We start from the raw sequence: 21,920 nt of genomic DNA, 5'->3' as shown, positions 1-21,920 counted from the left end.
GATCAACCACCTGTCGTTCAACGAGATCGACATCGGCGACTACCGCACCTTCCTGAAGTTCGACCCGCCGGTGCGCGGCGAGGACGACCGCCAGGCGACCATCGAGGCCCTGGCCAGCGGCCTGATCGACATCGTCGTCTCGGCCCACGCCCCCGCTCCGGCGGAAGACAAGCGCCTGCCCTATGACGAAGCGGCCCCCGGCGCCGTCGGCCTGCAGACCCTGCTGGCCGCCCTGCTCGCCTTCCACCACGAAGGGCGCATCCCGCTGATCGACCTGATGCGTACCGTCACCAGCCGCCCCGCCGACCTGCTGGGCCTGGCCGCCGGCCGCTTGGCCAAGGGCGCCCCCGCCGACCTGGTGCTCTGCGACCTCAACGCCCCCATCGTCGTCGACCTGGAGAAGCTGAAGTCGAAGTCGCGCAACTCGCCCTTTGACGGGCGGAGATTGCAGGGCGAGGTGATGATGACGCTGGTCGATGGGCGGGTGGTCTACCGGGGCTGAGCAACGACCAGAGGCACATGGCAAAACGCGCGTCCCGCAAACTCCTAGATGAGCTTCCCAGCACTGCAGAGATGCAGAGGTCAATTGCGGGTCTGAGGCGACAATCGGATGCCGTCATTGCGCTGATGGGAGCCGCCTATCTTGAGCGGGCCCTTGAGGCCCTAATCGAAAGCCGGTTTCGCCCACTCGCTGCCGACGAGCACGCGCGCATCTTCAGCGGCAGAGGCGGAGGATCACTCGGGACGTTCGCGGCCAAGATCGACATGGCATATGCGATGAAGTTGCTCGCGCCGATCGCAAGAGACGACCTCAAGCTCGTCAATCACCTCCGAAACACGTTCGCCCACTCGCTCCACAAGGTGTCGTTTTCTAATCCGACGATTGAAGCTGACTGCAAAGCCCTGAAAGTTCGCGAGGTGGCGGAGGCCGCCACCGGCATGTTGAAGCCATTGGCGGGCGCAAAAGACCGCTTTTGTTGGACAGTGCACACGCTTTACGGAGGCCTAATCGTTGCATTGGAAGACTCGAGGTCAGGCAAATTCGACACTGGTCCACGCGCGCTTCACGACAAGAACAATTGACGAACACGTTGGAGTTGCGCCAAGCTCGGCCTTGGGCATGGGCGGATGACGTCCGCCCCAGGCGCGGCTACCACTGGGCCAGTACGAGGAAACGCCGATGCCTGAGTCACTCAGTCCCACGCTGATCGCGGCCGCCGTCGTCGGCGGTTACCTGCTGGGTTCGATCCCCTTCGGCCTCATCGCCACCAAGCTGGGCGGCCAGGGGGACATCCGCAGCATCGGCTCGGGCAATATCGGGGCGACCAACGTCCTGCGCACCGGCCGCAAGGACCTGGCGGCCATCACCCTGCTGGGCGACGGCGGCAAGGGCGCGGTGGCCGTGCTGCTGGCCTGGCTGGCGACCCGCGACAAGGGTGTGGACGCCCAGGCGACGCTGACCTCCATCGCCGGGGCCGCCGCCTTCCTGGGCCACCTGTTCCCGGTCTGGCTGAAGTTCAAGGGCGGCAAGGGGGTGGCGACCTTCTTCGGCACGCTGCTGGCCGCGGCCTGGCCCGTGGGGCTGGCGGCAGGGGCCACCTGGATCATCATGGCCCTCCTGCTGCGCATGTCCTCGCTGGCGGCCTTGACCGCGGCGGCCCTGGCGCCGCTCTACGTGGTCTTCGTCTTCGACCGGCCCTATCCGATCGCGGCCATGGCCCTGTTCATGGCCGTGCTGATCTACATCCGCCACAAGGACAACATCGCCCGCCTGCTGAAGGGCCAGGAACCGCGAATCGGCGGCAAAAGGGACAAAGAGGCGGCGTGATCCGGGCGCTGACCGACGCCGCGCGCCGCGACTGGCTGCGCCTGGCGCGCACCGAGAACGTCGGCCCGGTCACCTTCCAGCAGCTCATCAGCCGCTACGGCGAGGCCTCGCTGGCCCTGGCCGCCCTGCCCGACCTCGCCCGCCGCGGCGGGCGGGTGTCGCCGCTGGGCATCCCGCCGCTCTCCGAGATCGAGCGCGAACTGGAGGCCGGCGAAGCCCTCGGCGCGCGCCTCATCGCCGCCTGCGAGGCCGACTTCCCGGCCCCTCTGGCGGCGCTGGATCCGCCGCCACCGGTGATCTGGGCGCGCGGCGACCCACGCCTGCTGTCGCGGCCGGCCGTGGCCATCGTCGGGGCTCGCGTGGCCTCGGCGGGCGGACAGCGGTTCGCGCGCGGCCTCGCCGCCGATCTCGGTGCGGCCGGCATGGTGGTGATCTCCGGCATGGCGCGCGGCGTCGATGGCGCGGCCCACGAGGGGTCGCTGGCCACCGGAACCGTCGCCGTCCTGGGCGGCGGGATCGACGACATCTATCCGCGCGAGCACCGCGACCTCTATGACCGCATCGTCCATCAGGGCTGCGTGGTCTCCGAGAGCGCGCCGGGCCGCACCGCCACGGCCAAGGACTTCCCCCGCCGCAACCGGCTGATCTCGGGCCTTTCCCAGGCGGTGGTGGTGGTCGAGGCCGAGCTGCGCTCCGGCTCGCTGATCACCGCGCGCCTGGCCGCCGAACAGGGGCGCGAGGTCCTGGCCGTGCCGGGATCGCCGCTCGATCCGCGCGCGCGCGGGACCAACGACCTGATCCGCCAGGGCGCGGCGCTGTGCGAGGGGATCGACGACGTGCTGCGCGCCCTGGAAGGGTTCGGCGGCTTCCGCGCGCCGGAACGCCGCTTCGAGCCCGCGCCGCCGACCGCTCCGGACGCCGAGGTGGCCGCCGTGCGCGAACGTGTCGCGGCCTTGCTGTCGCCCACGCCGGTGTCGCGCGACGACCTGATCCGCGCCGCCGGCGCGCCGGCGTCGATCGTGCTCGCGGCCCTGGTCGAGCTCGCCCTGGCGGGGCGGGCGGAGCTGACCTCGGGCGGACTGGTCTCGAGCGGTTAGTGGTCGGAGGCCTGGTCCCGGCCCTTGTCGGGCCCGCGATCAGGAGCCTGGTCGGGGGGACCGGCGGCGGCCCTGGCCGCATCGAGCGCCGCCATCATCAAGGTCGACGCCAGCCCACGGTAGCCCTTCAACGCCGCCAGTTCGGCGAGTTGGTTCAGCACCTCTTCGATAAAGGTCGCGGAGGCCTGCGGCGACGCGTTGCGGTTCCACGGTTCCATCATGCTGGAGAACGTCGGTATCAGATTCTCGTTGCAAATGCCCGTGAAAGTTGTTCGCCAACCTGTAATTGCACAGCTTGATGTTCTTTCGACGACCCGTTGACAGGGCATGGGCGCCTCGCCCACCTTTCGCGCCCTTGAATTTCGGGCCTTCCGCCCGGGACGCCTATATAGAGCGCCCATGAACCTCGTCGTCGTCGAAAGCCCGGCCAAGGCAAAGACCATCAATAAATACCTCGGGTCCGGCTATGTCGTGCTGGCCTCGTACGGACACGTGCGCGACCTTCCCGCCAAGGACGGATCGGTGAAGCCCGATGAGGACTTCGCCATGATCTGGGACGTGGACGCCAAGTCGGCCAAGCGGCTCAGCGACATCGCCGAGGCCGCCAAGGGCGCCGAGCGCATCATCCTGGCCACCGACCCCGATCGCGAGGGCGAGGCCATTTCCTGGCACGTGCTGGAGGTGCTTCGGAAGAAGAAGGTCCTCAAGGACGCCAAGGTCGAGCGCGTCGTCTTCAACGCCATCACCAAGTCGGCGGTGACCGAGGCGATGAAGAACCCGCGCGACATCGACATGGAGCTGGTAGACGCCTATCTCGCCCGCCGCGCCCTGGACTACCTGGTCGGCTTCACCCTCTCGCCGGTGCTGTGGCGCAAGCTGCCGGGCTCACGCTCGGCCGGCCGCGTCCAATCCGTCGCCCTGCGCCTGGTGGTCGACCGCGAGATCGAGATCGAACGCTTCAAGACCCAGGAGTATTGGACCGTCGAGGCCGACGTCTCGGCCGGCGGCGATCCCTTCCTGGCCCGGCTGGTCAAGCACGAGAGCAAGCGCCTCACCAAGTTCGACCTCGGTAACGAGACCTCGGCCCACGCGGCCCAGGCCGCGGTCAAGGCCGCGACCTTCAAGATCGCCACGGTCGAGAAGAAGCCCGGCCGGCGGTCCCCCGCCCCGCCGTTCACCACCTCGACCCTGCAGCAGGAAGCCTCGCGCAAGCTCGGCTTCTCGGCCCAGCGCACCATGCAGGCGGCCCAGAAGCTGTACGAGGGCATCGATATCGGCGGCGAGACCGTGGGTCTCATCACCTATATGCGGACCGACGGCATCCAGACCGCGCCCGAGGCCATCGACGAGGCCCGCCAGGTGATCGGCGGCCTCTACGGCAAGGAATACGTTCCCGAGAGCGCGCGGATCTACAAGACCAAGGCCAAGAACGCCCAGGAGGCCCACGAGGCCATCCGCCCGACCGCCTTGGCCCGCAATCCCGGCTCCCTGCGGCTGGAGAGCGACCTCGGCCGGCTCTACGAGCTGATCTGGAAGCGGATGATCGCCTCGCAGATGGAGGCCGCCCGCATCGAGCGGACCACCATCGAGCTGGAGAGCGCCGACGGGAAGACCGGTCTGCGCGCCACCGGCCAGGTGGTGCTCTTCGACGGCTATCTCGCCGTCTACGAAGAGGGCCGCGACGACGCGCCCAGACTAGGGGAGGATGGCGACGAGGAGAGCGGCCGCCTGCCCCAAGTGCGCGAAGGCGCCGACGCCAAGGTGCTAGCCGCCCGCGCCGACCAGCACTTCACCGAACCGCCGCCGCGCTACTCCGAAGCCAGCCTGGTCAAGAAGATGGAGGAGCTCGGCATCGGCCGGCCCTCGACCTACGCCTCGGTCCTGACGGTGCTGCGCGACCGCGAATATGTCCGCATGGACAAGAACCGCTTCATTCCCGAGGACAAGGGACGCCTGGTCACCGCCTTCCTCGAGCAGTTCTTCGCCCGCTACGTGGAATACGACTTCACCGCCGCGCTGGAGGAGAAGCTCGACCTGGTCTCGGCCGGCGAGCTGGACTGGAAGGCCCTGCTCCGCGAGTTCTGGACGGACTTCCACGCCGCGGTCGGCGAGATCGCCGAGCTGCGCGTCACCCACGTGCTGGACGCGCTGAACGAGGCGCTGGGCCCGCACATCTTCCCGGAGAAGGCTGACGGCTCCGATCCACGCGGCTGCCCGACTTGCGGCACCGGCCGCCTGTCGCTGAAGACCGGCAAGTTCGGGGCCTTTATCGGCTGCTCCAACTATCCGGAGTGCCGCTTCACCCGCCAGATCGCCCAGTCGGACGACGACAAGACCACCGAGAGCGGCGACCGGGAGCTGGGCGTCGATCCCATCACCGGCGAGATGGTGTTCCTGAAGGCCGGCCGCTTCGGGCCCTATGTCCAGCTCGGCGAGGGCGACAAGCCCAAGCGTTCCAGCCTGCCCAAGGGCTGGTCGGCGGCGGCCATGGACCTGGAGAAGGGTCTGCGTTTGCTGCGCCTGCCTCGCGAGGTCGGAGCCCACCCCGAGGACGGCGGCATGATCACCGCGGGCATCGGCCGGTTCGGGCCATTCGTGCTGCACAACGGAACCTATGCCAACCTGCCGGGCGTCGACGAGGTGTTCGAGGTCGGCCTCAACCGCGCCGTGACCCTGCTGGCCGAGAAGCGGGCTGGCGGCGGCGGACGCGGACGCGGCGAGACCGCGGCGCTGAAGGAGCTGGGCGCCCACCCTGCCGACGGCGCGCCGGTGAAGATCATGTCGGGCCGCTATGGCCCCTATGTGAAGCACGGCTCGACCAACGCCAACGTGCCCAAGGGCAAGGAACCCTCCGACGTGACGTTGGAGGAGGCCGTGGCCCTGCTGGCCGAGCGCGAGGCCAAGGGCGGCGGCAAAAAGAAGCCCGCCAAGGCCAAGGCCGCCGCGAAGCCCAAGGCCGAGAAGAAGGCTCCGGCCAAGAAAGCGGCTGCGAAGAAGCCGGCCGCCAAGAAGGCCGTGGTCGCTTAGGCGATCACGGCTTCGAGTTCCCGCGAGCCGAACGTCGATTCCCGCGTTAGAAGAGCGGGATGCCCAAGACACGCACGCCGAAGTCCGCCCGGTTCGCCCCCAAGGGCCCCAGCAAGCCCGCCCAGGGCCTGCCCGACCGCGACACGCTGCTGCAGTACATCCGCGAGGCCCGCGAGAGCGGCAAGGCCGACATCGCCAAGGCCTTCGGCCTGAAGGGCAATGACCGCCGGGCCCTGCGCGACATGCTCAAGGAGCTGGAGGAATCCGGCGCTCTGGGCAAGCGCGGCCGCAAGGCCTTCGCCGAGTCCGGCGCCCTGCCGGAGGTCGGCGTGGTCGATGTGGTCGAGAAGGACGCCGACGGCGAACTGATGGTGCGCCTGACCAAGGGCGAGGACGCGCCGGCCGTACGACTCGCCCCCGATCGCCGCGAGGCGGTGGGCGGGGCGCCTGGCCTGGGCGACCGGCTGCTGGTGCGCTTCGAGCGCACCGAGGCCGGTGAGATCGAGGCCCGCATGATCAAGCGGCTGGGCCAGAGCGCCCACCGCATCCTGGGGGTGATCCGCAAGGCCAACCGCCAGGTCCGCGTCGAGCCCGTCGACCGCAAGACCAAGGAAAGCCTGCTGCTGGTCCCGGCCGAGGCGGAGAACCTCAGCGACGGCGACCTGGTCCTGGCCCAGGTCAGCGGCGCCGACGGCCGCTATGGGCCCAAGCGCGGCAAGGTGCTGGAGGTGGTCGGCCGGGTCGACCAGCCGCGCGCCGCCTCGCTGATCGCCATCCATTCCCACGGTATCCCCACCGGCTTCACCCAGGCCGCCGAGGCCGAGGCGGAGGCCGCCCAGCCGCCGACCCTCGCCGGCCGCGAGGACCTGCGCGCTGTCCCGCTGCTGACCATCGATCCGCCCGACGCCCGCGACCACGACGACGCGGTCTATGCCGAGCCCGACACCGATCCGAGGAACGAGGACGGCTGGGTCGTCTGGATCGCCATCGCCGATGTCGCGGCCTATGTGCGGCCGGGTTCGGCCCTGGACCGAGAGGCGCGCGACAAGGGCAACAGCGTCTATTTCCCCGACCGAGTGGAACCCATGCTCCCCGAGCGGCTGTCGGCGGGCCTCTGCTCCCTGCGCCAAGGCGAGAACCGCGCCTGCATCGCCGTGCGGATGGTGTTCGGCAGGGACGGCCGCAAGCGGTCCCACAAGTTCATGCGCGGCCTGATGCGCTCGGCGGCCAAGCTTTCCTACGAGCAGGCCCAGCGGGCCATCGACGGCTTCCCTGACGATCATACCAACCCGCTGCTCGAGCCGGTCCTGAAGCCGCTCTGGGCGGCCTATCACACCATGCTGAAGGGCCGGCTGGCCCGCTCGCCACTGGCCATCGAGAGCGCCGAGCGCAAGATCGTCATCAGCCCCGAGGGGGAGATCACCTCGATCACCGCCCGCGCCTCGCTCGAGGCGCATAAGCTGATCGAGGAGATGATGGTCCAGGCCAATGTCTGCGCCGCCGAGACCCTCGAGCAGAAAAAGACGCCGCTGATCTACCGGATCCACGACACGCCCAGCCAGGAGAAGGTCCAGTCGCTGTCGGAGTTCCTCCAGACCCTGGGGATCAACTGGAACAAGGGCGAGGCGCCGCGCACCGACCGGTTCAACAAGCTGCTGGGCGAGACCCGCGAGGGGCCGCACGCCCAGATCGTCAACGAGGTGGTCCTGCGCACCCAGATGCAGGCGATCTATTCGACCGAGAACATCGGCCACTTCGGGCTGAACCTGGACCGCTACGCCCACTTCACCTCGCCGATCCGCCGATACGCCGACCTCATCGTCCACCGGGCCCTGATCAAGGCCCTGGGCCTCGGCTCCGACGGCCTGACCGACCGCGACATCGCCGAGATGAAGGACACCGCCGAGCGGATCACCTTCGCCGAGCGCCGGGCCATGGCCGCCGAGCGCGACGCCACCGACCGCTATGTGGCCGCCTTCCTGTCCGACCGGATCGGAGCAACCTTCCCGGGCCGGATCACCGGCGTGACCCGGTTTGGCCTGTTCATCCGCCTGGACGAGACCGGCGCGGACGGCCTAGTGCCGGTCTCCACCCTGGGCGGCGAGTACTTCGTCCACGACGACCGCTCCCACGCGCTGGTCGGCGAACGCACGGGCGCTCGCTGGCCGCTGGGCATGACCGTCGAGGTGCGGCTGCGGGAGGCGACCCCGATCACCGGCGGCCTGCTGTTCGACATGTTGAGCGAACCCGCCGCCGCCGATCCCAACGCGCCGCGCCCGAGGCTCGGCATGCGCGAGCGCCAGTTCTCCGGTCCCAAGCGCGGGGGCGGCGCCGGCAAGAGCGGCCTGCCCAAGGGGGTCAGGCGCAAGGCCGGCGGCAAGGCCAAGCGCTAGGATCTCCGGCGAGGGCGGGTGAGCCCCAACGCCACCCAGGCGACCAGGGCCCAACTGGCGCCCAGCGCCCAGCCGCCCAGCACGTCCGTGGGCCAGTGGACGCCGAGATAGACCCGGCTGATCCCGACCGTGACCACGAAGACCATGGCCAGGCCGAAGATCACAGCCTTGGTGCGCTTCTTGGTCTCCACGCTCGCGACCACCGTCGCCAGGGTGAAGAAGGTCGCCGCGGCCAGGGCCGAGTGGCCGCTCGGGAAGCTCTGCGAATAGACAAAGCCGCCATGGGCCACCAGAGACGGTCGCGGCCGATCGTAGAACACTTTCAGCAGTTCGCTCGAGACCTGGGCCAGGACCACGGTCGCCCCGAAGATCAGGGCCTCGCGCCGCCGGTCGTGGAAGATGAGCAGCAGGACCGCCACGATCGTCGTGATGGTGAGCAGGGTAAATCCGCCCAGCGCGGTGATGTCGCGCATGGCCTCCTCGAACCAGCGCGGGCCGACAGGGTCAGCCGGCGCGCCGGGGGTGCGCAAGGCCAGCAGCAGGTGGCGGTCGACCACGTCGGTGTCGCCCTCGCCCACCTCCTCGGCGAGCGTCAGGAACAGCCAGGGCGCGCCAACCACGGCGATCCAGGCGACGAGCGTGCGGCCCTCCAGACGACTGGCGAGGGCTATCAGGCGTTTGATCATGCGGGCTCCCGCCAAGCTTGGCGTTACGCACATCAACTCCGAACTCACCGCTCCGATCCGTCGCAGGCGGTTGACGTAAGGGCGCCGTTCCCACCGACCGACTCGGCTCATACAATTGTTTCATGAGCCAAACTGAACCTGTCCGGCGTCCGGAAGGACGCATGCGCGCCGAGGGTGCGCGCGCCGTGAAGCCGCGCAACGCCGCCACCCTGATCATCGTCCGCCGCGACCACAAGAAACCCCAGGTGCTGATGGGCAAGCGCAACAGCGGTCACGACTTCATGCCCGACCTCTGGGTCTTCCCCGGCGGCCGCATCGACCGCAGCGACTTCCGCGCGCCCTTCGCCACCGACCTGACGCCCGACGTGGCGGCGCGATTTCAGTCCCACATCCCCATGACCCGGGGACGCGCCCTGGCGATGGCGGCGGTCCGCGAAACCTTCGAGGAGGCCGGCCTGCTGCTGGCCAAGAAGGTCCCCGCCCGCCCGCTGGCCGGCCCCTGGCGCGAGTTCGCCGCCCACGGCGCCGCCGCCGATCTCGGGGCCCTGGACATCGTCGCCCGGGCCGTGACGCCGCCCATGCTGGCCAAGCGCTTCGACACCTGGTTCCTCATGGCCGACGCCGAGCGGCTGGTCAGCCTGGACCGCGAGCCGGACTGCGGCGAGCTGGAAGAGATCGCGTGGGTCGATTTCGACGAGGCCATCTCGCTGCCCCTGCCCGCGGTCACACGGACGATGATCGGCGAGGCCGTCCGCCGGATGGAGGACCCCGATCGCCCGCGGCCCTTCATGCGGTTCGGCAGCGGCAAGACCAAGCTCAGCCACCTTTAGACGCTTGATCAGATGGTCCCTCGGGACCCCTTATCTGCGAATTGTTCGCAACAAGCTTGCGTCGATCCGGCCCTGTTGCTAGTGCGAGCCATTATCGGCGCGCGCGAGGACCTGGATTTTGTCGGCTTCTGAACTCGTGGGCGCCAAACCGGCCATCGACGAGGACAAGGCGCGCGCAAAGCGCGCGGCGCAGCGGCGCGCGGGCCTGTTGCGTCAGATGGTCCAGTGGCACTGGATCAGCGCCGCCATCTGCCTGATCGGCACCCTGCTCTTCGCGCTCACCGGCATCACCCTCAACCACGCCGGCGACATCGAGGCCAAGCCCCGGACCGTCGAAATCGAGGGTCACCTGCCGCCCGAGCTGATCGCCCAGGCCAAGAGCGCCCAGGCCTCCAAGGCGGCTCTGCCCGACCCCATCCGCGTCTGGCTGGCCGAGGAGATCGGCGCCAAGGCGCCCAGGGCCGCCGCCATCGAATGGACCGACCAAGAGGCCTATGTGGCCCTGCCCCGGCCCGGCGGCGACGGCTGGGTGACCTTCGACGCGGCCACCGGCGAGGTGCTGCACGAGACCACCAGCCGCGGCTGGGTCGCCTATCTCAACGACCTGCACAAGGGCCGCAATTCCGGACCGGTCTGGAGCCTGTTCCTCGACGTCTTCGCCGTCGGCTGCGTGGTGTTCTGCGTCACCGGCCTGGTGCTGCTGCAGCTCAACGCCCATGCGCGCAAGATCACCTGGCCGCTGGTGGCCCTGGGCCTGATCGTGCCGGTCCTGCTCGCCCTCCTCTTCATCCACTGACCGGAGCCTTCATGCGCCTGCCCGTCTACACCGCCGCCCTCACCGGCCTGATGGCGAGCCCCGCCTTGGCGGCGGACCTGACGCTCAGCCTGGAGATCCCGCGGCTGAGCGTGGCGGAGTATCACCGCCCCTATGTCTCGGTCTGGGTGGAGACCCCCGACAAGACCGCCGTGAAGACCCTGGCGGTCTGGTACGACGTCAAGCTGAAGAACCAGGAAGGCCAGAAATGGCTGAAGGACATGCGCCAGTGGTGGCGCCGCGCCGGCCGCGACTTGCCCCTGCCCGCCGACGGCGTCAGCGCCGCGACCCGCGCGCCCGGCAAGCACCAGGTGGTGTTCAAGGCCGGCGCCTCGCCGCTGGGGACCCTGCCGGCCGGTGAGTACAACCTGGTCGTCGAGGCCGCCCGCGAGGTCGGTGGGGTGGAGGTTCTGCGCGCGCCCTTCCAGTGGCCGCCCAAGGCCGCGACCTCCTCCTCGGCCAAGGGCGAAAGCGAACTCGGCGCGCTCAGCGTCACCGTCAAGCCGTGAACCCCAGAAGGACCTCGCCCATGATCTCCGTCCGTCGCGGCGCCCTCGCCGTCCTGACCGCGGCCGCCCTGCTCGCCGTCCCCGCCGCCGCCAGCGCGCACCGCCAGTGGCTGCTGCCCTCGTCCACCGTGCTGTCGGGGAACGACCCCTGGATCACGGTCGACGCGGCGGTCTCCAACGAGATCTTCTATTTCGACCACAACCCCATGCGGCTCGACGCCATCACGGTGACCGCGCCCGACGGCGCCAAGGGCGAGATCAAGAACGCCACCACCGGCAAGTTCCGCAGCAGCTTCGACGTCCAGCTCGACAAGCCCGGCACCTACAAGATCGGCACGGCCAGCGACGGCCTGACAGCGTCCTACAAGCTGAACGGCGAGACCAAGCGCTGGCGCGGAACCGCCGCCGAGCTGGCGACCGCCATCCCGAAGGAGGCCACCGAGGTCAAGCTCACCCAGTCCGCACGGCGGGTCGAGGTGTTCGCTACGCGCGGATCGCCCACCAAGGAGGTCCTGAAGGTCACCGGCCAGGGCCTGGAGCTGGAACCGGTGACCCACCCCAACGACCTGGTGGCCAGCGAGCCGGCGGTCTTCAAGCTGATGCTGGACGGCAAGCCCGCCGCCGGCGTCCAGGTCGATGTGGTCCCGAGCGGAAACCGCTATCGCGCCGCCACCGGCGAGATGAAGCTCGTCACGGACGCGCAAGGGGTGGTGACCATCAAGTGGCCCGGCGCGGGGATGTACTGGATGGAGGCCACCGTGCGCGGCGGCAAGGCCAGCGTGCCCGCCGAGCGCAGCGCCAGCTACATCGCCACCCTGGAAGTCCTGCCGGACTAGGCGGTTGAACCGCGTCGCGGTTCCGCTCGACCTTTCGCCCGTGGCCGTCCGGCCGCGCGGCGGCGTCATGCTCGAGTTCGGCGGCCCCACCATGGGCGTCGACTGGACGGTCAAGGCGCTCGCCCCGGCCGGGTTCGACGTGGCGGGCGCGCGGGACGCCGTGCAGGCGGCCCTGAACGCGGTCGTGGCCCAGATGAGCCCCTGGGAGCCGGCTTCCGACATCAGCCGGTTCAACGCCGCCCCGGCGGGCGCCTGGATGGACCTGGCCCCGGCTTTCCAGCACGTGCTCGACCGCGGCCTGCATTGGGCCCAGGCCAGCGACGGCGCCTTCGATCCGGCCCTTGGCCGCCTGGTGGACCTGTGGGGCTTCGGGCCGCCGGGGCCGGTCACGGCCCCGCCTTCCGCTGAGGCCGTCGCCGAGGCCCGCGCCGCGGGCGGCTGGGACCGGCTGGCCCGCGAGGGCCGCCGGATCTTCCAGCCCGGCGGACTGGCGCTGGACCTCTCCGGGATCGCCAAGGGTTTCGGCGTCGACGAGGCCTCCGCCGTGCTGCGCCGCCTGGGGCTCGCCCACCACCTGGTGGAGATCGGCGGCGAACTGCGCGGCGAAGGGGTCAAGGCCGACGGGGAGCCCTGGTGGGCCCAGATCGCCCCGCCGCCGGGGCTGAGCCTGCCGGGCGGGCCGATCCTGGTGGCGCTGCATGGCCTCGCCATCGCCACCTCCGGCGACTACCGGCGGACGCTGGAGCATGAGGGGCGCCGCTACGCCCACACCCTGGATCCGCGCACGGGGCTGGCGGTCGACAATGGCGTGCGCTCGGTCAGCGTGATCGCGGCGACCTGCATGGACGCCGACGCCCTTTGCACCGTGCTGACGGTGCTGGGTCCCGACGAGGGCGCCCGGTTCGCGCAGGCGCACGGGGTCGCCGCCTTCATGCTGGTCGAAGACGGCCGGGGCCTGCGCGAGGTGGTCTCGCCGGCCCTGGCGGCGATGCTCGACTCCTAGAGCTTGCAGGCGACGTAGAGGTGGGTCTCCCAGGGGCTGGGAAAGGCGCCGCCATTGGCCGCGACCGCATCGGCCATGGCGTCGAACAGGGCGAACCGGCTTTGCTCGACCAGGAAATGGTAGCTGGAATCGGTGCGCAGGTAGCGGCCCAGGGTTTCCGGGTCGAGGTCCCAGGTCCAGGGATAGGCCCGATGCATGGCCGGGCCGAACAGGGCTGAGCCGGCGAACATGCCGGTGAAGGGGCCGCTGGGCAGATAGGCCGCCTGCGGCGGCGGCTGGCCCCAGACGCCCGGCGCATGGCGATCGAAGGCGGCCTTGAAGGGCGCCTCGAACGGGCCTGCGACCGGCAGGGGGACATGGCCGAACACCGCCAGCCAGCCACCGGGCGCCAGGGCTTCGGCGGCCTTGGAAAAGGCGATCTCGCGGGGGATCCAGTGCCAGGCCTGGGCCGAGGCGACCAGGTCGAAGCCCTCGAAGTCGGGGGCGTAGTCCTCGAACCGCGCGACCACGAACTCGACATTGTCCGCAGCCACCCGCCGCCGCGCCTCGTCGACCAGGCGGGCGCCGGGATCAAGCGCCGTCACGTGGCGGGCCCGCGCCGCCAGGTCGCCGGTCGCCTGGCCGCCGCCGCAACCGACCTCCAGCACCCTCCCATGCCGCGTCAGGGCGCCCAGCCGTGTCAGGTCGTCATAGAGGACCGCCGGATAGCCCGGCCGGACGGCGGCGTAGGTCGCCGCGACCTGGTCGAAGGACGCCTTCTGCGCCAGGGCGAGCGGCGCCTCGTCGATACCGGGCATTGCGGCCTCCGTCGGTTTCGGGTTCGCGGCCAGCCTGCGGGTTCGGAGGGACTTCGCCAAACGACCATTGCGCCACAGGTCTGTGAGTTGACCTCACAGCTTGGTGGGTTATGGAGGCCCGCCGGGGCTTGCGAAGCGCCTACCTGCGAGCCCCGCATTGACTTTGGGTTCGAGATTCGTATTGTCCGCGGCTCTTTCGAACACCTGCCGGTCTTGCCGGCCCGCGAGGACCGACCATGGCGAAGTCCGCCTCCATCAAGATCCGCCTGAACTCCTCGGCGGACACCGGCTACTTCTACGTGACGAAGAAGAACGCCCGCACCAAGACCGACAAGCTGGTCATGAAGAAGTATGACCCGGTCGTGCGCAAGCACGTCGAATTCAAGGAAGGCAAGATCAAGTAGGCTCGAAGCCTCGATCTTTCCGTTTGTGAAAGCGCCCGGTCGATGACCGGGCGTTTTTCGTTTCAGCTCTGTTTCGGCCTACCCAGCAACGAGAGCAGCAGGCCGACGACGGTGACGCCGAACAGCACGCCGATGATCAGTGTCAAGCGCTGCTCACGGGCGCCGATCTCCGCTCCGGCCTTCATCACGTCGCCATAGTGGCCGAAGAACGACATCCAGAACATCGCGCAGGCGAACCCCCAGCCGGCCGTCAGCCAGCGCTCGACGCGCCGGCGCAAGGCCAGCAACCCGCCGACCACCAGCAGTATCACGGCGATGTAGTCGACGACCCAGAACGGCCACCATTGCCAGTCGCCCCAATTGCGGACCGCTTCCAGTACGCCGAGCGTCAGCCCGAACACGATAGCCAGCCACGCCGATGTCTTGATCATGCCAATCCTCCCCAATCCGCCGGGAAGCTTGACCATGGAACTCGCATTTGAAAAGGGCTTCGGCCTCGTAGACCGCCTCGTCGGCGCGCCTGAGCAGAGCCTCGATCTTTCCATTTGTGAAAACGCCGGGTCCCGCGACCGGGCGTTTTTCGTTTTCCTCCCGCCTCCTTGTGGGGAGGGAAAAGGCCTACGGCGACGGCACGTTGACGTGGACTCATCCGCGGCGGACATTCCCGGGATGGCCGTGCTGCTGCTGGGTTCGACAGGATTTATTGGTCCTCGCATCGTCCACGCGCTGGAAGCCCTTGGGGTTGAGGTGGTGGCGGCGAGCCGAGGGGGCCACGGCCCCAACGCGGTTGCGCTGGACCGGGGCGATGTCGCGCAGGTGCGGGCGCTGGTGCGCGAACGGCGCATCCACGCCGTCGTCGATCTCCTGGCGTTCACCGAGGCCGACACGCTGCCGCTGCTGGACGCGCTCGACGGCCAAGTCGAGCGCTGGGTCATGGCGAGTTCTTGCGACGTGTACCGAAACTACGAAGGCCTGCAGCGAAAGGCTGGGCCCGATCCGCTGCTGGAGCCCGCGACAGAGGCGTCGCCGCTTCGCACGACCCGCCACCCCTATCGCACGGCGCCGCCGCGCGCCCGCGACGCCACCGAAGCCTGGATGGACGACTACGACAAGATTCCGCTGGAGGAGGCCCTGCGCGCGCGACCCGGTCTGTCAGGCGTCATCCTGCGCTTGCCGATGGTGTTCGGACCAGGCGACCGGCAGCAGCGCTTTCGTTGGATCACGGCCCCGATGCAGGCGGGCAAAGCGCAGCTCGCGGTCAATTCCGCCTGGGCGGGATGGCGGACCACCTATGGCTATGTCGACGATGTGGCGCACGCCCTGGCGGCGGCGTCACGCCATCCGGCGGCGGCGGGCCGGACGTTCAACCTAGGTGAGCTCAACGCGCCGGACCACATGACCTGGATAGGCCGTTTCGCCGGCGTGCTTGGTTGGCGAGGCGATGTCGTCGAGGCGCCGGCCACAGATCCACTGGCCGCGTTGGATCTGAGCTATCCGATGGTCTGCGATACGAGCGCCTTTCGGAACGCCTGCGGCTGGCGCGAGCCCACCGCGCCGGAAGAGGCGCTGTTGCGCACAGCCGCCGACGAACAGAGGCGCCAAGGCTCGAACGCCTAAGCCGCCCGCGCGATGACCTTGTTCCGCCCAGAGGCCTTGGCCTCGTAGACGGCCTCGTCGGCGCGCTTGAGCAGGGCCTCGGGCTTGTCGGTCTCGCCCAGGGTGGCGGCGACGCCGATGGAGATGGTGACGGTCAGCAGCTCCGAACCGCCCATGACGCGGAACGGCGAGCCGGCCACGTGCAGGCGGATCCGCTCGGCGATCCGCTCGGCGTCTTCCAGCTTGGTGTCGGGCATGACCACCACGAACTCCTCGCCGCCGTAGCGGCACGGCAGGTCGATGGCGCGGACGTTTGACGCCAGGCGCACGGCGAACTCGCGCAGCACCTCGTCGCCCACATCGTGACCGTAGCCGTCGTTGATCTTCTTGAAGTGGTCGATATCGATCAGCAGACAGGCGACCTGGTCGCCGCCCAGCGCCGCGCGCTTCACCAGGGCCTCGAGCTGGCCCACCATGTAGCGGCGGTTGTGCAGGCCGGTGAGCTGGTCGGTGACCGCCAGCTCCAGCGAGTGGTCGAGGTTGTCGCGCAGATAATCGGTGTAACGCTTGCGGCGGATCTGGGTGCGGGCGCGGGCGGCAAGCTCCTGCGGGTCGATGGGCTTGGAGAGCACGTCGTTGACGCCGATCTCCAGCGCCTTGACCAGCCGCGAACGCTCGTCGAAGTCCACCACCGCCAGGATCGGCAGGTGGCGGGTGGCCTCATCCGAGCGCAGCTGGGCGGCGAAGCGCAGGCCGTCGAAGGACCGCGCCGTCGCATTGATGATGATCAGGTCGACCGGCCCCTTGGCGGTGACCATGGCCTTTTCCAGGGTGGTCTCGATCACCGGGCGGTGCTCGATGGCCAGTTCCGTGGCGACGCGCTGGGCCTGGCGTTCGTGGTCGTCGACGATCAGCACCCGGCCGCCCGTGCCGCCCAGGCGCGAGGAGGCGCCGGCGATGACGCCCATGCGGCGGCCCGAGGCCTCGCGGTCGCGCAGTTCGTCGATCACCATCTTCAGGCGGGTCAGGCTGCGCACGCGGGCGAACAGCATGACGTCGTCGATGGGCTTGGTCAGGAATTCGTCGGCGCCGGCCTCCAGGCCCGCGATGCGGTCGGCGCGGCCGTCGAGGGCCGTCACAAGCACCACGGGCACGTGGCGGGTCTCGGGGTCGTCCTTCAGCCGGCGGCAGACCTGGAACCCGTCCATGCCGGGCATCATCACGTCCAGCAGCACGATATCGGGTTTCTCGGCCGCGGCGATGGCCAGCGCCGTGGGGCCGTCATAGGCCACCAGGACCTCATAGTATTCGGCGGTCAGCTTGGCTTCGAGCAGGCGGACGTTGGCCTCGATGTCGTCGACCACCAGGATACGCGCGGACATGGCGGCCTAGTCCAGCAGACGGCGGATGGTGTCGAGGAAGTGCGACACCGAGATCGGCTTGGAGATATAGGCCTCGCAGCCACCCTCGCGGATGCGCTCCTCATCGCCCTTCATGGCGAAGGCGGTGACGGCCACGACCGGGATATGGGCCAGCTCGTCGTCTTCCTTCAGCCACTTGGTGACCTCCAGGCCGGAGATCTCGGGGAGCTGGATGTCCATGAGAATCAGGTCGGGGCGATGCTCGCGGGCCAACGCAAGCGCCTGCAATCCCTCGCGGGTCTGCAAAGTTTCGTAGCCTTGGGCATCGAGCAGATCATGAAAGAGTTTCATGTTCAGCTCGTTATCCTCGACGATGAGGACCTTCTTGGCCATTTTCATCTCGATGATGCTCTCGAGCCTGCGAATCGTGCGCCGACCCCACCTGTGAAGCCTTGATCACACGGATATCCTTAAACTCGCGTTAGTCGCGACGGAGCCTCCCCTGACCGACACCCCGCCCCTCGCCCGTCCCGCCAAGCCGCCCAACCTTCAGGACCTGGGCGTCGACCTGGGCCGGCCGCTGCTGCTGGTGGATGTCGACGAGGTGCTGGGCCTGTTCATGGAGGGCTTCGGCCGTTTCCTGGAAGGGCGCGGGCTGGAGTTCCGGGTCGACCGCTTCGCGCTCTTCCAGAACATCTACCGCCCGGGCGAGGCCGAGCACCTGCCCATCGCCGACGGCCGGGCGCACTTCGACGATTTCTTCCGTTACGGCTGCGGCGACATGGAGCCCGCGCCTGGGGCGGTGGAAGGCCTGCGGGCGTTGTCGCGCCAGGCCAGCGTGGTGATCTTCACCAACGCTCCAGGTCCCGCCCGGCTGGCGCGCGCGCGCTGGCTGGGCCGTCACCGGCTGGACTATCCGCTGGTGCTCAACACCGGCCCCAAGGGTCCGCTGGCCGCGGGGATGGCCGCCCAGGTCCGCGGCCCGACCGTGTTCGTCGACGACCTGATGTCGAACCTGGATTCGGTGGCCGACAGCGCGCCGCAGGTGATCCGTTTTCAGATGGTGGCGGACAAGCGCCTACAGCCGCTCGCCCCCGCCGCGCCAGATCGCCACACCCGCATCGACGACTGGGACGAGCTGCGCGCGGCGATCGAGGCGGCGATCAGCTAGGGACCGCCGCCTTAAGTTCAGGTCTTCGGCTTGGGGACCGGCAGGGCGCCGGGCGCGATGGTCGCCGCACTCGGGAGCTGGGTGAATTCAGTCTCGATGATCACCTCGACGTCGTCGCCGACCCCAAAGTTCGAGCCCGGAGCCGGGACGCCGTAGCTGACGCCGAACTCCGAGCGCTTCAGCCCGCCCCGGGCGGAGAAGCCGATCCGAGATCCCTTGGGGTCCATGGCGTTGGCCGCCAGGCCGCCGTTGAAGGTGGCGTCCAGAGTCACGGGCCTGGTCACGCCGTGGAGGGTCAGGTCGCCGGTAAGCTTGGCGGTGTTGGCGCCGGTCACCTCGACCTTGGTGGACTTGAAGGTCATCTGCGGGAACTTGGCCGCGTCCAGCCAGTTCGGGCCGGCCAGTTCGCCGTCGAAGTCCAGCTTGGCGGCGTCGGGGTAGTCGGTTTCGAGGGAGCGCGGATCGATGGTGGCGCTGACGCTCATGGCCGCCGGATTGGCCGGATCGAACTGCAGGTCGCCATCGGCCTTGGTGAAGCGCGCCGTGTAGCGCGACAGACCCAGGTGATTGACCCGGAAGGTCACGCTGGTGTGGTCACGGTCCAGGACATAGGCGCCGGGCGGGGCGGTGTTGACCACCGCCGGGGCCGCGGCGGCCTCGGGCCTGGCCGGCGGGGCCGCCTTCTGCGCGGGTTGCGGCGAGCAGGCCGCCACGGTCGCCAGCAGGGCGCAGGCCCACAATTGAGGTCTCATGCGAATATCCTTCTGGGGTTGATCGCTCGACGCGGCCGGAGACGCCCCAAGGTGGTGTTGGAGCGCTCGCCATACAACCGCGACGCGGCCATTGAATTGGCGGGCGAAACGGAACAAACCATGACCTCATGATACGTATCGGGGTGGATTTCGGCGGCACCAAGATCGAGGCCGCGGCGCTCGACGCCGACGGCGCCTTCCGGGCGCGCGTACGCGGCGCCTCGCCGCGGACCTACGAGGCCGGACTGCAGGCCGTGGCCGACCTGGTGGCCGAGGCCGAACGCCAGGCCGGGGCCAAGGCCGCGCGGGTGGGGATCGGCGGGCCGGGCTCGCCCTCCCCGGCCACCGGCCTGATGCGCAACGCCAATTCCACCGAGCTCAATGGCCACCCCTTTCCGCAAGACCTCGCGCGGGTCCTGGGCCGTCCGGTGCGCTACGCCAATGACGCCAACTGCCTGGCGCTCTCCGAGGCCGCCGACGGCGCGGGCGCGGGCGCCAAGACGGTGTTCGCCGCGATCCTGGGCACCGGATGCGGCGCGGGCATCACCGTCGACGGCCAGATACTGGAGGGCGCCAACGCCTTCGCCGGCGAGTGGGGCCACATGCCCCTGCCCTGGCCCACCGACGACGAGCACCCAGGCCCGCCCTGCTGGTGCGGGCGGCGAAGTTGCCTGGAGCTGTGGGTCTCGGGTCCCGGCTTCGCCCGCGACGGCGGCGCGGCGAACGGCGAGGCGGTCGCCGCCGCGGCGCGTTCGGGCGACGCCCAGGCGGCCGCCGCCCTGGAGCGCTATGTCGACCGGCTGGCGCGCGGCCTGGCGGTGGTCTGCGACGTGCTCGATCCCGACGTCATCGTGCTGGGCGGCGGCATGTCCAATGTCGTCGAGCTCTACGAGCGTCTGCCCGGCGCCATCGCCGCCAGGGTGTTCTCCGACGTCTTCGCCACCCCGGTGCGGCCGGCCCTGCACGGCGACTCCTCGGGCGTGCGCGGGGCGGCCTGGCTGTGGCCGCCGTCATGAGCGCGCTCTGCCGCGACTGCTTCACGCGCGGCGACTTCGCCCGGCGCTGTCCGAAATGCGGCTCGCCGCGCGTGGCCGACCATCCGGAGCTGGAGGCGCTCTCCATCGCCCACATGGACTGCGACGCCTTCTACGCCTCCGTGGAGAAGCGCGACGACCCGTCCCTGCGCGACAAGCCGCTGATCGTCGGCGGCGGCAAGCGCGGGGTGGTGACCACCTGCTGCTACATCGCTCGCATCTCCGGCGTCCGCTCGGCCATGCCGATGTTCAAGGCCCGCCAGCTTTGCCCCCAGGCGGTGATCCTCAAGCCCGATTTCACCAAGTACCGCACCGAGAGCCGGCGGATCATGGAGATGGTCCGCGCGCTGACCCCGCTGGTGCAGCCGCTGTCGCTGGACGAGGCCTGGATGGATCTCTCCGGCACGGAGCGGCTGCACAAGGCGGCGCCGGCCGAGACCCTGGCGCGGCTCCAGGCCCGTATCGAGGCTGAGATCGGCATCACCGTCTCCATCGGCCTGGCCCCCAACAAGTTCCTGGCCAAGATCGCCTCCGACCTCGACAAGCCGCGCGGCTTCTCGGTGATCGGCTCGGCCGACGCCCAGAGCTTCCTGGCCACAAAGCCGGTGGGAATCATGCCCGGCGTCGGCCCGGCCATGGTCAAGTCCCTGGAGGGAGCGGGCTATCGCACGGTCGGCGACCTCGCCGGCGCCGACATCAAGGACCTGGCGCAACGCTTCGGCGCCTATGGCCTGAGACTGGCCGAACTGGCTCACGGCCGCGACAACCGCTTGGTCAATCCCAACGAGGAGCGCAAGAGCATCAGCGCCGAGACCACCTTCAACGACGACCTGCAGCGCCTGGATGACCTGGAGGCCATGCTGGCCCCGCTGTGCGAGAAGGTCGGCCGCCATGCGCGCTCGTCGGGCCTGGCCGGGCGGGTGGTGACGCTGAAGCTGCGGTCGACCGACTTCAAGATCATCACCCGGCGCCGGGCCATCCCGGTCCCGACCCAGACCGCCCGGACCCTGTTCGCCGTCGGGCGCGAGCTGCTGGCCAAGGAGGCCAAGGGTCAGCACTGGCGCCTGATCGGCATCGGCATCGGCGAACTGACGCCGGCCGAGGCGGTGGAGCACGACCTGTTCGCCGGGGACGAGCGTCGCGCGCTGGCCGAGGAACGCACAATCGACGCCCTGCGGGCGCGATTCGGGCCGGGAGCGCTCGCCTCGGGGCGTGCATTCCGCTCGAAATCCTCACCCGAGGATTGAAGCGAGCCTCCTCAGGCGCCCTCCGGCGCGGCAAAAACGCACTGTTGGCGCTTTCGGTGACACCGGTAACGATTTCAACCCTTCCATACAGACATCTTTTCCATATCTAATCCGTAGATAGGGTGACCCCGTGGTCGCCAGGAGACCTGTTACGATGGCCGAGCGAAAGCAAGGTGATCAAGAGACGGGCGTCAAGTCGGCGGTCATCACCCAGACCAAGCCGAAGACGCAGAAGCCCTCGATGTACCGGGTGCTGATCTTGAACGACGACTATACTCCGATGGAGTTCGTCGTTTACGTACTTGAGCAGTACTTCAATAAGTCGCGCGAAGACGCGACGCGCATCATGCTGCATGTCCACCAACACGGGGTGGGTGTGTGCGGCGTGTTCACTTACGAAGTGGCGGAAACAAAGGTGGCCCAGGTCGTTGATACCGCGCGGCGGCATCAACATCCGCTTCAGTGCACCATGGAAAAGGATTGAGGCCCAGATTGCCGTCATTCTCGCGCCATCTCGAAGAATCCCTCCACCGCG

At 69.2% G+C, this 21,920-nt stretch carries 24 protein-coding genes; 17 read left to right on the top strand and 7 right to left on the bottom strand.

Going from position 1 to position 21,920, the window contains the following annotated elements:
* The 4 genes from Q8Q77_RS03995 to dprA form a co-directional block, all read left to right on the top strand.
* Nucleotides 1-502, top strand: a 502-nt coding sequence (locus Q8Q77_RS03995; RefSeq protein ID WP_305581409.1) for an amidohydrolase family protein, incomplete at its 5' end; no start/stop codon positions are given.
* Between the two features lie 17 nt (nt 503-519).
* Nucleotides 520-1,083: a hypothetical protein gene (locus Q8Q77_RS03990; RefSeq protein ID WP_305581407.1), complete on the top strand. Its 564-nt coding sequence runs from the start codon at nt 520-522 to the stop codon at nt 1,081-1,083.
* 97 nt (nt 1,084-1,180) lie between these two features.
* Nucleotides 1,181-1,828, top strand: coding sequence for a glycerol-3-phosphate 1-O-acyltransferase PlsY (gene plsY, locus Q8Q77_RS03985; RefSeq protein ID WP_305581405.1), 648 nt, complete (start codon nt 1,181-1,183; stop codon nt 1,826-1,828).
* Nucleotides 1,825-2,925 (top strand): DNA-processing protein DprA, encoded by a 1,101-nt coding sequence (gene dprA / locus Q8Q77_RS03980; RefSeq protein ID WP_305581403.1) that lies wholly within the window; start codon nt 1,825-1,827, stop codon nt 2,923-2,925. The genes plsY and dprA overlap by 4 nt, the downstream gene beginning before the upstream one ends.
* Here dprA and Q8Q77_RS03975 read toward each other — a convergent pair.
* Nucleotides 2,922-3,146 carry a hypothetical protein gene (locus Q8Q77_RS03975; protein WP_305581401.1) on the bottom strand — a complete coding sequence of 75 codons (225 nt, stop codon included), beginning with the start codon at nt 3,144-3,146 and terminating at the stop codon, nt 2,922-2,924. The genes dprA and Q8Q77_RS03975 overlap by 4 nt on opposite strands.
* Nucleotides 3,147-3,324: 178 nt before the next feature.
* Here Q8Q77_RS03975 and topA point away from each other — a divergent pair, with 178 nt between their 5' ends.
* Both topA and rnr read left to right on the top strand, forming a co-directional pair.
* Complete coding sequence (gene topA, locus Q8Q77_RS03970) at nt 3,325-5,952, top strand: type I DNA topoisomerase (protein ID WP_305581399.1); 2,628 nt, start codon at nt 3,325-3,327, stop codon at nt 5,950-5,952.
* A gap of 59 nt (nt 5,953-6,011) precedes the next feature.
* Nucleotides 6,012-8,345 carry a ribonuclease R gene (rnr, locus tag Q8Q77_RS03965; RefSeq protein WP_305581397.1) on the top strand — a complete coding sequence of 778 codons (2,334 nt, stop codon included), beginning with the start codon at nt 6,012-6,014 and terminating at the stop codon, nt 8,343-8,345.
* On the opposite strand, the gene Q8Q77_RS03960 is transcribed toward rnr, so the two are convergent.
* Entirely contained in the window at nt 8,342-9,031 is a 690-nt protein-coding gene (locus Q8Q77_RS03960; protein ID WP_305581395.1) for a phosphatase PAP2 family protein, read from the bottom strand. The genes rnr and Q8Q77_RS03960 overlap by 4 nt on opposite strands.
* Before the next feature lie 161 nt (nt 9,032-9,192).
* On the opposite strand from Q8Q77_RS03960, the gene Q8Q77_RS03955 reads away from it, so the two are divergent.
* The 5 genes from Q8Q77_RS03955 (at nt 9,193) to Q8Q77_RS03935 (ending at nt 13,023) form a co-directional block, all read left to right on the top strand.
* The gene (locus Q8Q77_RS03955; RefSeq protein WP_305581393.1) at nt 9,193-9,861 is read left to right on the top strand and encodes an NUDIX hydrolase; all 669 of its coding nucleotides are present in this window, start codon (nt 9,193-9,195) and stop codon (nt 9,859-9,861) included.
* Nucleotides 9,862-10,078: 217 nt separating this feature from the next.
* Nucleotides 10,079-10,657 (top strand): PepSY-associated TM helix domain-containing protein, encoded by a 579-nt coding sequence (locus tag Q8Q77_RS03950; protein WP_371130405.1) that lies wholly within the window; start codon nt 10,079-10,081, stop codon nt 10,655-10,657.
* Between the two features lie 11 nt (nt 10,658-10,668).
* Nucleotides 10,669-11,184 carry a DUF2271 domain-containing protein gene (locus tag Q8Q77_RS03945; protein WP_305581389.1) on the top strand — a complete coding sequence of 172 codons (516 nt, stop codon included), beginning with the start codon at nt 10,669-10,671 and terminating at the stop codon, nt 11,182-11,184.
* A 20-nt stretch (nt 11,185-11,204) separates the two neighbouring features.
* Nucleotides 11,205-12,020, top strand: coding sequence for a DUF4198 domain-containing protein (locus tag Q8Q77_RS03940; protein ID WP_305581387.1), 816 nt, complete (start codon nt 11,205-11,207; stop codon nt 12,018-12,020).
* 4 nt (nt 12,021-12,024) lie between these two features.
* Nucleotides 12,025-13,023, top strand: a complete 999-nt coding sequence (locus tag Q8Q77_RS03935; RefSeq protein WP_305581385.1) for an FAD:protein FMN transferase — start codon at nt 12,025-12,027, stop codon at nt 13,021-13,023.
* Here Q8Q77_RS03935 and Q8Q77_RS03930 read toward each other — a convergent pair.
* On the bottom strand, nt 13,020-13,820 hold the full coding sequence (locus Q8Q77_RS03930) for a bifunctional 2-polyprenyl-6-hydroxyphenol methylase/3-demethylubiquinol 3-O-methyltransferase UbiG (RefSeq protein ID WP_305581382.1): 801 nt from the start codon (nt 13,818-13,820) through the stop codon (nt 13,020-13,022). The genes Q8Q77_RS03935 and Q8Q77_RS03930 overlap by 4 nt on opposite strands.
* A 236-nt stretch (nt 13,821-14,056) precedes the next feature.
* Here Q8Q77_RS03930 and rpmG point away from each other — a divergent pair, with 236 nt between their 5' ends.
* Nucleotides 14,057-14,224, top strand: coding sequence for a 50S ribosomal protein L33 (gene rpmG, locus Q8Q77_RS03925; protein ID WP_305581380.1), 168 nt, complete (start codon nt 14,057-14,059; stop codon nt 14,222-14,224).
* A 62-nt stretch (nt 14,225-14,286) separates the two neighbouring features.
* Here rpmG and Q8Q77_RS03920 read toward each other — a convergent pair whose 3' ends face one another.
* Nucleotides 14,287-14,655: a hypothetical protein gene (locus tag Q8Q77_RS03920; protein ID WP_305581378.1), complete on the bottom strand. Its 369-nt coding sequence runs from the start codon at nt 14,653-14,655 to the stop codon at nt 14,287-14,289.
* Nucleotides 14,656-14,689: 34 nt separating this feature from the next.
* Here Q8Q77_RS03920 and Q8Q77_RS03915 point away from each other — a divergent pair, with 34 nt between their 5' ends.
* Complete coding sequence (locus Q8Q77_RS03915) at nt 14,690-15,841, top strand: NAD-dependent epimerase/dehydratase family protein (protein WP_305581376.1); 1,152 nt, start codon at nt 14,690-14,692, stop codon at nt 15,839-15,841.
* Here the strand turns inward: Q8Q77_RS03915 and Q8Q77_RS03910 are convergent.
* Nucleotides 15,838-17,202 (bottom strand): PleD family two-component system response regulator, encoded by a 1,365-nt coding sequence (locus Q8Q77_RS03910; RefSeq protein ID WP_305581374.1) that lies wholly within the window; start codon nt 17,200-17,202, stop codon nt 15,838-15,840. The two genes, Q8Q77_RS03915 and Q8Q77_RS03910, sit on opposite strands and share 4 nt — an antisense overlap.
* A 6-nt stretch (nt 17,203-17,208) precedes the next feature.
* A complete protein-coding gene (locus Q8Q77_RS03905; protein ID WP_305581372.1) occupies nt 17,209-17,574 on the bottom strand; it encodes a response regulator in 366 nt (121 codons plus the stop codon).
* A 196-nt stretch (nt 17,575-17,770) separates the two neighbouring features.
* On the opposite strand from Q8Q77_RS03905, the gene Q8Q77_RS03900 reads away from it, so the two are divergent.
* Entirely contained in the window at nt 17,771-18,352 is a 582-nt protein-coding gene (locus Q8Q77_RS03900) for a hypothetical protein (protein WP_371130400.1), read from the top strand.
* A gap of 17 nt (nt 18,353-18,369) precedes the next feature.
* On the opposite strand, the gene Q8Q77_RS03895 is transcribed toward Q8Q77_RS03900, so the two are convergent.
* On the bottom strand, nt 18,370-19,104 hold the full coding sequence (locus tag Q8Q77_RS03895) for a YceI family protein (protein WP_305581370.1): 735 nt from the start codon (nt 19,102-19,104) through the stop codon (nt 18,370-18,372).
* 128 nt (nt 19,105-19,232) lie between these two features.
* Between Q8Q77_RS03895 and Q8Q77_RS03890 the strand changes: the two genes are divergently transcribed.
* The 3 genes from Q8Q77_RS03890 to clpS all read left to right on the top strand — a co-directional run bounded on the left by Q8Q77_RS03890 (nt 19,233) and on the right by clpS (nt 21,869).
* Nucleotides 19,233-20,120 carry an ROK family protein gene (locus tag Q8Q77_RS03890; protein ID WP_305581368.1) on the top strand — a complete coding sequence of 296 codons (888 nt, stop codon included), beginning with the start codon at nt 19,233-19,235 and terminating at the stop codon, nt 20,118-20,120.
* Entirely contained in the window at nt 20,117-21,385 is a 1,269-nt protein-coding gene (locus Q8Q77_RS03885; RefSeq protein WP_305581366.1) for a DNA polymerase IV, read from the top strand. Before Q8Q77_RS03890 ends, Q8Q77_RS03885 begins: the two co-directional genes overlap by 4 nt.
* Before the next feature lie 154 nt (nt 21,386-21,539).
* Nucleotides 21,540-21,869, top strand: coding sequence for an ATP-dependent Clp protease adapter ClpS (clpS, locus tag Q8Q77_RS03880; RefSeq protein ID WP_305581364.1), 330 nt, complete (start codon nt 21,540-21,542; stop codon nt 21,867-21,869).
* Nucleotides 21,870-21,920 lie beyond the last annotated feature (51 nt).

It is taken from the genome of Phenylobacterium sp., from assembly GCF_030698145.1.
Taxonomy (GTDB): Bacteria; Pseudomonadota; Alphaproteobacteria; order Caulobacterales; family Caulobacteraceae; genus Phenylobacterium.
The sequence above is the reverse complement of the archived record's forward strand: the minus strand, read 5'-3'. Positions and strand labels throughout refer to the sequence as shown.